This is a genomic window from Streptomyces sp. NPDC005805, from assembly GCF_040630445.1.
Classification (GTDB): Bacteria; Actinomycetota; Actinomycetes; order Streptomycetales; family Streptomycetaceae; genus Streptomyces.
On the sequence record NZ_JBEXXN010000032.1, the window covers coordinates 72,432 to 79,971 of the forward strand.

Here is a 7,540-nt window from a genome sequence, read left to right on the forward strand (position 1 = left end):
GAGCACGCTCGGCGAGCGACGGAACACAGCCGGTACGGGGCGCGCACCGCGCGCCCGCACCGGTCCGAGGCGCCCCGGGGAAGTCCCCGGGGCGCCTCGGCGTTCCCGGTGGCAGGATTCGGCGATTTCCGGCCACGCCGCCCCGGCCGTGACCGGGCGGCGGCGGCCGGGGCGCCGGGTCGGCGGCCCCGCACGCACCCGGACGGCCGGATCGATACCATGGGCTTTCCGGGCCTGACCGGGGGACCCGGAACCGCACGAGGAGCGCCCTTGCCAGACGAGGCCCAGCCCGCCGCCGCGCAGGCCGACCAGAAGCCCGAGCGGGCCGCGGCACCCCCGCCCGCGAAGCCCGGGCCGAAGCCCGCGGCACCCGAGGTGAGCCCGGTCCCCGTGACCGCGCCCAAGCCCATGCCGCCCAGCGGCTCCCGCGGGGTCGGGTCCTCCAGCCGGGTGCGCGCCCGCCTCGCCCGTCTCGGAGTGCAGCGCTCGTCGCCGTACAACCCGGTCCTCGAACCGCTGCTGCGGATCGTGCGCAGCAACGACCCCAAGATCGAGACCTCCACCCTGCGCCAGGTCGAGAAGGCGTACCAGGTCGCGGAGCGCTGGCACCGGGGCCAGAAGCGCAAGAGCGGCGACCCGTACATCACGCACCCGCTCGCCGTCACCACCATCCTCGCCGAGCTGGGCATGGACCCGGCGACGCTGATGGCCGGGCTGCTGCACGACACCGTCGAGGACACCGAGTACGGCCTCGACCAGCTCCGCCGCGACTTCGGCGACTCGGTCGCCCTCCTCGTGGACGGCGTCACCAAGCTGGACAAGGTCAAGTTCGGCGAGGCCGCGCAGGCGGAGACCGTGCGCAAGATGGTCGTCGCGATGGCCAAGGACCCCCGGGTGCTGGTCATCAAGCTCGCCGACCGCCTGCACAACATGCGCACCATGCGCTACCTCAAGCGGGAGAAGCAGGAGAAGAAGGCCCGCGAGACGCTGGAGATCTACGCCCCGCTGGCGCACCGGCTCGGCATGAACACCATCAAGTGGGAGCTGGAGGACCTGTCGTTCGCGATCCTCTACCCCAAGATGTACGACGAGATCGTCCGCCTCGTCGCCGAGCGCGCCCCCAAGCGCGACGAGTACCTCGCCATAGTGACCGACGAGGTCCAGTGCGACCTGCGCGCGGCCCGGATCAAGGCCACCGTCACCGGGCGGCCCAAGCACTACTACAGCGTCTACCAGAAGATGATCGTCCGCGGCCGGGACTTCGCGGAGATCTACGACCTGGTCGGCATCCGCGTCCTCGTCGACACCGTCCGCGACTGCTACGCGGCCCTCGGCACGGTCCACGCCCGCTGGAACCCGGTTCCGGGGCGGTTCAAGGACTACATCGCGATGCCCAAGTTCAACATGTACCAGTCGCTGCACACGACGGTCATCGGGCCCAACGGCAAGCCGGTCGAACTCCAGATCCGCACCTTCGACATGCACCGCCGGGCCGAGTACGGCATCGCCGCGCACTGGAAGTACAAGCAGGAGACGGTCGCCGGCACCTCCAAGGTGCGCACCGACGTGCCGCGCGCGGCCAAGGGCAGCGCCGGCCAGGACACCGTCAACGACATGGCCTGGCTGCGGCAGTTGCTCGACTGGCAGAAGGAGACCGAGGACCCGGGCGAGTTCCTGGAGTCCCTGCGCTTCGACCTCTCCCGCAACGAGGTCTTCGTCTTCACGCCCAAGGGCGATGTCATAGCGCTCCCGGCGGGCGCGACCCCGGTGGACTTCGCCTACGCCGTCCACACCGAGGTCGGGCACCGCACCATAGGGGCGCGGGTCAACGGGCGGCTGGTGCCGCTGGAGTCGACCCTCGACAACGGCGACCTGGTGGAGGTGTTCACCTCCAAGGCCGAGGGCGCCGGGCCCTCCCGCGACTGGCTCGGCTTCGTCAAGTCCCCCCGGGCCCGCAACAAGATCCGCGCCTGGTTCTCCAAGGAGCGCCGGGACGAGGCGATCGAGCAGGGCAAGGACGCCATCGTGCGGGCCATGCGCAAGCAGAACCTGCCGATCCAGCGCATCCTCACCGGCGACTCCCTGGTGACGCTGGCACACGAGATGCGCTACCCGGACATCTCCTCCCTCTACGCGGCCATCGGCGAGGGCCATGTCGCGGCCCAGGGCGTCGTCCAGAAGCTGGTGCAGGCCCTCGGCGGGGAGGAGGCGGCCAACGAGGACATCGCCGAGTCCACCCCGCCGTCCCGCAGCCGTGCCAAGCGCCGCAAGAGCGCCGACCCGGGTGTGGTGGTCAAGGGCGTCGAGGACGTCTGGGTGAAGCTGGCCCGCTGCTGCACCCCGGTGCCCGGCGACCCGATCATCGGCTTCGTCACCCGTGGCAGCGGTGTCTCCGTCCACCGGGCGGACTGCGTCAACGTGGACTCCCTCTCGCAACAGCCCGAACGCATTCTCGACGTCGAGTGGGCGCCCACCCAGTCCTCCGTCTTCCTGGTCGCCATCCAGGTCGAGGCGCTGGACCGCTCCCGGCTCCTCTCGGACGTCACCCGGGTCCTGTCGGACCAGCACGTCAACATCCTCTCGGCGGCCGTGCAGACCTCCCGGGACCGGGTGGCCACCTCGCGCTTCACCTTCGAGATGGGCGACCCCAAGCACCTCGGCCATGTCCTCAAGGCGGTGAGGGGCGTGGAGGGCGTCTACGACGTGTACCGCGTGACCTCCGCCCGCAGGCCGTAGATCCGCACAGGCGAGGGGCCCCGCACCGTCCGAACGGTGCGGGGCCCCTCGCCGTGGGTCGGCGTGACGTGTGTCAGCCGCCGAACTCCTGGAGGCCCTTGAGGGCCTGGTCCAGCAGGGCCTGGCGGCCCTCCAGCTCCTTGGCCAGCTTGTCCGCCTTGGCGTTGTTGCCCGCCGCGCGGGCCGTGTCGATCTGCCCGCGGAGCTTGTCCACGGCCGCCTGGAGCTGACCGGTCAGACCCTCGGCGCGCGCCCGCGCCTCCGGGTTCGTCCGGCGCCACTCCTTCTCCTCGGACTCCTGGATCGCGCGCTCCACCGCGTGCATCCGGCCCTCGACCTTGGGACGGGCGTCCCGCGGGACATGGCCGACGGCCTCCCAGCGCTCGTTGATCGACCGGAACGCGGCACGCGCCGCCTTCAGATCGGTCACCGGCACCAGCTTCTCGGCCTCCGTGGCGAGCTCCTCCTTGAGCTTGAGGTTCTCGGCCTGCTCGGCGTCCCGCTCGGCGAAGACCCCGCTGCGGGCGGCGAAGAAGATGTCCTGGGCGCCGCGGAAGCGGTTCCACAGGTCGTCCTCCGCCTCGCGCTGCGCGCGCCCGGCGGCCTTCCACTGCGTCATCAGATCCCGGTAGCGGGCGGCCGTGGGCCCCCAGTCCGTGGACCCGGACAGCGCCTCCGCCTCGGCGACCAGGTGCTCCTTGGTCTGCCGGGCCTCCTCGCGCTGCGCGTCCAGCGAGGCGAAGTGCGCCTTGCGGCGCTTGGAGAAGGCCGAGCGGGCGTGCGAGAAGCGGTGCCACAGTTCGTCGTCCGACTTCCGGTCGAGGCGGGGCAGCCCCTTCCAGGTGTCCACCAGGGCGCGCAGCCGCTCGCCCGCGGCGCGCCACTGCTCGCTCTGCGCCAGCTCCTCGGCCTCGGCGACCAGCGCCTCCTTGGCATGCCGTGCCTCGTCGCTCTGCTTGGCACGCTGGGCCTTGCGCTCCTCGCGGCGCTTCTCGACCGTCGCCACCAGGGCGTCGAGACGCTTGCGCAGCGCGTCCAGGTCGCCGACCGCGTGGTGCTCGTCCACCTGCTGGCGCAGATGGTCGATCGCGGTCTGCGCGTCCTTCGCGGACAGGTCGGTCGTCCTCACCCGGCGCTCGAGGAGGCCGATCTCGACCACCAGGCCCTCGTACTTGCGCTCGAAGTAGGCCAGCGCCTCCTCGGGAGTGCCGGCCTGCCACGAACCGACGACCTGCTCGCCCTCGGCAGTACGCACGTACACGGTGCCCGTCTCGTCGACACGGCCCCACGGGTCGCTGCTCACAGCGCCTCCTCAACCTGATGCCCGCGAGGGAGTTCGTCCCCGGGCATCGTCCACAGTTTCCCGGACGGGCCTCGCCCGCCGCCCGCGGCGCGTTTCAGTCCGCCGCGCCGCACACCGCCCAATCTAGGCGACCGGCCGCCCGGCTGTCCGCACCCAGCGCGACCGAATTCACCGCCCCGCGCCCCCGGCCCGGGGCGCGGAGCGGGGGCGCGGGCCTCACGCCGTGGGCGCGGGGCGCCACGCGGCGGGCGGCACGGCCTCACGCCTTGGGGACGGACGCCTTCTCGATGGTGACGGCCTTCTTCGGCGCCCCGTCGGTCGCGCCGCCCTCGACACCGGCCTTGCCCACGGCCTCCAGGGTCTTGAGGCTCTCCGCGTCCAGCGTGCCGAACGGCGTGTACGAGGGCGGCAGCTTGCTGTCCTTGTAGACCAGGAAGAACTGGCTGCCGCCGCTGCCCGGCTGCCCGGTGTTCGCCATCGCGACCGTGCCCGCCTTGTACGTCACCGTGCCGTCGGCGCCCGGCTTCCCGAGGGAGTCCAGGTTCTCGTCCGGGATGGTGTAGCCGGGGCCGCCGGTGCCGTCGCCCTTGGGGTCGCCGCACTGGAGGACGAAGATCCCCGCGGTGGTGAGGCGGTGGCACTTGGTGCCGTCGAAGTAGCCCTTGTCGGCGAGGGACTTGAAGGAGTTCACCGTGTGGGGGGTCTTCGCCGCGTCCATCGCGATCGCGAGTTCGCCCTCGTTGGTCTTCAGGTCGAAGGAGTACGTCGCCTTCTTGTCGATCGTCATCTTCGGCCCGGGGGCCTTGCTCTCCGACGGCGAGGGCGACGGCGAGGGGTCGGAGGCCGCCGAGTCGTCCTTCTTCTTGCCGTCGTCGTCGCCGAAGCCGAGGGCGTAGACCGCGCCGCCGCCGACGAGGACCACGGCGAGCGCCGAGGCGATGACCGCGTTGCGCTGCCTGCCCTTGCGGCGCGCCTCCTCCCGGCGCTTCTGCTGCCGCTCGAACTTCTCCCGGGCGAGCTGCCGCCGCCGCTGATCGCTGGTGACCACCGGTGTCTTCTCCTTGAGGTGTGTGCTGGGGCCGTCGGACCGGGCCCGGACCGGTCCTGGGTGTGCACGCCGCGTCATGCCGACCGCCGGGCTTGCCCGTACCGTATACGGGTTGGCTGTGTGATGAGCAGCGCCGGTAGGCTCTGATCTGCCGCATCCCGCCGCTCCCGCCGCATTCGGCGCGGCTGTGCCGAATGCGCGGACCGACGTGCCGACCGAACTGAGGACGATCGTGCTTATTGCCGGGTTCCCCGCCGGGGCCTGGGGGACCAACTGCTATCTGGTCGCCCCCGCCGCAGGCGAGGAGTGCGTGATCATCGACCCGGGCCACCAGGCCGCGCAGGGAGTCGAGGAGACGCTCAGGAAGCACCGTCTGAAGCCCGTCGCCGTCGTCCTCACCCACGGCCACATCGACCATGTCGCCTCCGTCGTCCCCGTCTGCGGCGCGCACGACGTCCCGGCGTGGATCCACCCCGAGGACCGCTACATGCTGAGCGACCCGGAGAAGGCCCTCGGCCGCTCCATCGGGATGCCCCTCATGGGCGAGCTGACCGTGGGGGAGCCCGACGACGTCCATGAGCTGGCCGACGGCACGGCGCTGGAACTGGCCGGAATGGAGTTCTCCGTCGCGCACGCGCCGGGCCATACCAAGGGGTCGGTGACCTTCCGGATGCCCGAGGCCGCGGACGTGCCGTCCGTGTTCTTCTCGGGCGACCTGCTGTTCGCCGGCTCCATCGGACGCACGGACCTGCCGGGCGGCGACATGGACGACATGCTCGCCTCGCTCGCCCGCGTGTGCCTGCCCCTCGACGACTCCACCGTGGTCCTCTCCGGCCACGGCCCCCAGACGACCATCGGCCGCGAGCGAACCACCAACCCGTATCTGCGCGAGGTGGCCGCCGGCCTCGGGAGCACCCAGGGCGCTCCCCGACGAGGAATGTGACGAGAGAAACGTCCCGTGACGACTTTCCAGGCCCCCAAGGGCACCTACGACCTGATCCCGCCGCGCTCCGCGACCTTCCTCGCGGTCCGTGACGCCATCTCCACCCCGCTGCGGAACTCCGGCTACGGCTACGTCGAGACCCCCGGCTTCGAGAACGTGGAGCTGTTCGCGCGCGGTGTCGGCGAGTCCACCGACATCGTCAGCAAGGAGATGTACGCCTTCGAGACCAAGGGCGGCGACCGCCTCGCCCTGCGCCCGGAGGGCACCGCCTCCGTGCTGCGGGCCGCTCTGGAGGCCAACCTGCACAAGGCCGGCAACCTGCCGGTCAAGCTCTGGTACTCGGGCTCCTACTACCGCTACGAGAAGCCGCAGGCCGGCCGCTACCGCCACTTCTCCCAGGTGGGCGCCGAGGCGATCGGCACCGAGGACCCGGCCCTGGACGCCGAGCTGATCATCCTGGCCGACCAGGCGTACCGCTCCCTGGGGCTGCGGAACTTCCGCATCCTGCTCAACTCCCTCGGCGACCGCGAGTGCCGCCCGGTCTACCGGGAGGCCCTCCAGGGCTTCCTGCGCGACCTGGACCTCGACGAGGACACCCGCCGCCGGGTCGAGATCAACCCGCTGCGCGTCCTCGACGACAAGCGCTCCGAGGTGCAGAAGCAACTCGTGGGCGCACCGCAGCTGCGCGACTACCTGTGCGACGCCTGCAAGGCGTACCACGAGGAGGTCCGCGCCCTGCTGACCACCGCCGGGGTGGCCTTCGAGGACGACGTCAAGCTGGTCCGCGGGCTCGACTACTACACGCGCACCACCTTCGAGTTCGTCCACGACGGCCTCGGCTCGCAGTCGGCGGTGGGCGGCGGCGGCCGCTACGACGGCCTCTCCGAGATGATCGGCGGCCCCGCGCTGCCGTCCGTCGGCTGGGCCCTCGGCGTGGACCGCACGGTCCTCGCCCTGGAGGCCGAGGGCATCGCCCTGGAGATCCCGTCCACCACCGGCGTCTACGCGGTGCCGCTCGGCGAGGAGGCCCGGCGGGTCCTCTTCGGCGTGGTCACCGAGCTGCGCCGGGCGGGCGTGGCGGCGGACTTCTCGTACGGCGGCAAGGGCCTCAAGGGCGCCATGAAGAACGCCAACCGCTCCGGCGCCCCGTACGCCCTGGTCGCCGGCGAACGCGATCTCGCGGAGGGCGTGGTGCAGCTCAAGAACATGGAGTCCGGCGAGCAGCAGGCGGTGCCGCTGGAGACCGTGGTCTCGGAGCTGAGGGCGAAGTTCGCCTGAGGCTCCCGGCATCCGCAAGAATGGCTGCTCCAGCACGGCTGCTCCAGCCCACCGGCGAAACGATGGAACGCGACATGACCTCTGCGACTGCCCACGACGCGCCCGCCGGCGCCCAGGACGACCCCGGCAAGGGGACGATCGGTGCGAGCCGGGCGCTGGGGTGGCTGCTGGTGGTGACCGGGGCGGCGGGTCTGCTGGCGGCGTGGGTGATCACGCTGGACAAGTTCAAGCT

Annotated in this window: 5 protein-coding genes; 3 read left to right on the forward strand and 2 right to left on the reverse strand. The window is 71.6% G+C overall.

Annotated features, from left to right (window positions below; genetic code table 11):
* Positions 1-270 precede the first annotated feature (270 nt).
* Entirely contained in the window at positions 271-2,736 is a 2,466-nt protein-coding gene (locus ABZ457_RS19075; protein WP_359158736.1) for a bifunctional (p)ppGpp synthetase/guanosine-3',5'-bis(diphosphate) 3'-pyrophosphohydrolase, read from the forward strand.
* Between the two features lie 73 nt (positions 2,737-2,809).
* Here ABZ457_RS19075 and ABZ457_RS19080 read toward each other — a convergent pair whose 3' ends face one another.
* Together ABZ457_RS19080 and ABZ457_RS19085 are read right to left on the reverse strand one after the other, a co-directional pair.
* The gene (locus tag ABZ457_RS19080) at positions 2,810-4,039 is read right to left on the reverse strand and encodes a DUF349 domain-containing protein (protein WP_359158737.1); all 1,230 of its coding nucleotides are present in this window, start codon (positions 4,037-4,039) and stop codon (positions 2,810-2,812) included.
* Between the two features lie 259 nt (positions 4,040-4,298).
* Positions 4,299-5,087: a peptidylprolyl isomerase gene (locus ABZ457_RS19085; protein ID WP_359158738.1), complete on the reverse strand. Its 789-nt coding sequence runs from the start codon at positions 5,085-5,087 to the stop codon at positions 4,299-4,301.
* Between the two features lie 232 nt (positions 5,088-5,319).
* Between ABZ457_RS19085 and ABZ457_RS19090 the strand changes: the two genes are divergently transcribed.
* The gene (locus tag ABZ457_RS19090; RefSeq protein ID WP_359158739.1) at positions 5,320-6,030 is read left to right on the forward strand and encodes an MBL fold metallo-hydrolase; all 711 of its coding nucleotides are present in this window, start codon (positions 5,320-5,322) and stop codon (positions 6,028-6,030) included.
* Positions 6,031-6,045: 15 nt separating this feature from the next.
* Positions 6,046-7,308 carry a histidine--tRNA ligase gene (gene hisS, locus ABZ457_RS19095; RefSeq protein WP_359158740.1) on the forward strand — a complete coding sequence of 421 codons (1,263 nt, stop codon included), beginning with the start codon at positions 6,046-6,048 and terminating at the stop codon, positions 7,306-7,308.
* The last annotated feature ends 232 nt before the right edge of the window (positions 7,309-7,540 follow it).